The following is a 2,841-nucleotide window of genomic DNA, read 5'->3' on the forward strand; positions in this document are numbered from 1 at the left end:
TGTCGGCCCTTTCGGTGCTGAATATTTGCCCATTTACTGTGGCCAGCCATCGGGAATTCCTTGAATGTTGATTTAACCTAGAGGCTGGATTTTACTTTTCACACAAGGGAGGAGATTTTCGATGGCTGAACCCATGTTGATTGCTCAAAATGCCCAGGCGCAGTGTCACCTGCTGCCGGGTCTCGCCAACCGCCACGGCCTGATCACCGGCGCTACCGGCACCGGCAAAACCGTGACCTTGCAAACCCTGGCCGAAAGCTTTTCGCGCATGGGGGTGCCGGTCTTCATGGCCGATGTCAAAGGCGATCTGACCGGGGTCAGCCTAGCGGGCAAGATCGGCGATAAGTTGGCCGCTGTGCTGCAAGACCGGGGGCTTGCACTGCCCGAGCCCCTGGCCTGTCCCACCACCCTGTGGGACGTGTTTGGCGAGCAAGGACACCCGGTGCGGGCCACCATCTCCGACATGGGACCTTTGCTGCTGACCCGCATGCTGGGTTTGAACGACACCCAAGCTGGGGTGCTGAACCTGGTGTTCAAAATCGCCGACGACAACGGTTTGCTGCTGCTGGACATGAAAGACCTGCGGGCCATGCTGCAGTACGTCGGGGACAACGCCAAGCAGTTCACCACCGAGTACGGCAACATCAGCGCCGCCAGCATCGGGGCGATTCAGCGCGGCTTGGTGCAAATCGAGACCCCAGGGTGGTGACAAGTTTTTCGGCGAGCCCATGCTCAACATCGAAGACTTCATGCAAACCGACGCGCAAGGCCAAGGGGTGGTGAACATCCTGGCGGCCGACAAGCTCATGAATTCGCCGCGCCTGTACGCCACCTTCTTGTTGTGGATGCTGTCGGAGCTGTTCGAGGTGTTGCCCGAAATCGGCGATCCGGAAAAACCCAAGTTGGTGTTCTTTTTTGACGAGGCGCATTTGCTGTTCAAGGATGCGCCTGCGGTCCTGGTCGAGCGCATCGAGCTGGTGGTGCGACTGGTGCGCTCCAAAGGCGTGGGGGTGTACTTCGTGACTCAAAACCCGCTGGACATCCCCGACAGCGTGCTCGGCCAGTTGGGCAACCGGGTGCAGCACGCTCTGCGCGCTTACACCCCGCGCGACCAAAAAGCCGTGAAATCGACGGCGCAAACCATGCGCCCCAAGGCGGGCTTGGACATCGAGGCGGCCATCACCGAACTGGCCGTGGGCGAGGCCCTGGTGAGCTTTCTGGATGCCAAGGGCCGCCCCTGCGAGACCGAGCGCGTGTTTGTGCTGCCGCCGGGCAGCCAGCTTGGGCCCATCACCGCCCCTCAGCGCCAAGCACTGGTTCAGGGCTCGTTGGTGGCCGGGGTGTACGAACAAGCCCTGGACCGGGAGTCGGCTTATGAGCGCATCAAGGGCCAGGCCACAGCGGCTGGCCAAGCCGCCTCCGCCGCCTTGCCGGGCCAGGCACCGGCTGCGGCAGAGCCTGCCAGCGGCGGCTTGATGGGCAGCCTCTCCGACATGCTGTTTGGCAGCACCGGCCCGCGTGGTGGTCAACGCGATGGTGTGGCGCAAATGGTGGTCAAAAGTGCCGTGCGCACCGCAGGCTCGGCCATTGGCCGGGAAATCGTTCGCGGCGTGCTGGGCAGTTTGCTGGGCGGCAGTCGGCGCAGGTAATTTGCCGGTGCCAAGCCCGCTGGCCATTGCCTCTCGTGGGTTGAAAGACGGATTGAACACAAAAAAAGGCCCCAAGGGGCCTTTTTTTGCATCGCGCAACGCGCTCAGCTTGCCGTAGCTTCTTCAGGCTCAGCCGGCTCAGAACGTGAGGCACGGCTTTCTTTCTTCGGGGTGGGCGTGATGTCCAGCAGCACCTCGTCCTTGGCATCGATGTCCACCGTCAGGCGACCACCGTCGATCAGGCGGCCAAACAACAACTCGTCGGCCAAGGCCTTTCGGATGGTGTCCTGGATCAGGCGCTGCATCGGGCGAGCGCCCATGAGCGGATCGAAGCCCTTCTTGCCCAAGAACTTTCTCAAGGCGTCGGTGAAAGTCACGTCCACCTTTTTCTCGCCCAACTGGGTTTCCAGCTGAAGCAAGAACTTGTCGACCACGCGCAAGATGATTTGCTCGTCGAGTGGCTTGAAGCTCACAATGGCGTCCAGGCGGTTGCGGAACTCGGGCGTGAACAGGCGCTTGATGTCGCCCATTTCGTCCCCGGCCGCGCGCGGGTTGGTGAAGCCAATGGTGGCCTTGTTCATGGTCTCGGCCCCCGCGTTGGTGGTCATGATGATGATCACATTGCGGAAGTCGGCCTTGCGTCCGTTGTTGTCGGTCAAGGTGCCGTGGTCCATGACCTGCAACAGCACGTTGTAGATGTCCGGGTGGGCTTTTTCGATCTCGTCGAGCAAGAGCACGCAGTGCGGCTTCTTGGTCACGGCTTCGGTCAACAGGCCACCCTGGTCAAAGCCCACGTAGCCCGGGGGCGCACCGATCAGGCGGCTCACGGCGTGGCGCTCCATGTACTCGGACATGTCAAACCGAATCAGGTCGATGCCCATGATGTAGGCCAACTGCTTGGCCGCCTCGGTCTTGCCCACGCCGGTGGGGCCAGAGAACAGGAAAGAGCCAATCGGCTTGTCGGTCTTGCCCAGGCCGGAGCGGGCCATCTTGACTGCAGAGGCCAGCACTTCAATGGCTTTGTCTTGGCCGAACACCACCGATTTGAGGTCACGCTCGATGGTCTGCAACTTGCTGCGGTCGTCGTTGGACACGTTGGCCGGGGGTATGCGGGCGATCTTGGCAACAATGTCCTCAATCTCGGCCTTGCCAATCGTCTTTTTGCGTTTGGAGGCGACTTGAATGCGCTGGG

Annotated in this window: 1 protein-coding gene and 1 pseudogene; one reads left to right on the forward strand and one right to left on the reverse strand. The window is 61.4% G+C overall.

Going from position 1 to position 2,841, the window contains the following annotated elements; all coding sequences use genetic code 11:
- The first annotated feature begins 121 nt into the window (after window positions 1–121).
- Window positions 122–1,649: pseudogene (locus tag Q0341_RS00490) on the forward strand (helicase HerA-like C-terminal domain-containing protein).
- A gap of 104 nt (window positions 1,650–1,753) precedes the next feature.
- Here the strand turns inward: Q0341_RS00490 and Q0341_RS00495 are convergent.
- A partial coding sequence (locus Q0341_RS00495) for an AAA family ATPase (protein WP_299509784.1) occupies window positions 1,754–2,841 on the reverse strand: 1,088 nt, incomplete at its 5' end.

This window comes from uncultured Limnohabitans sp., from assembly GCF_937889215.1.
Classification (GTDB): domain Bacteria; phylum Pseudomonadota; class Gammaproteobacteria; order Burkholderiales; family Burkholderiaceae_C; genus Limnohabitans_A.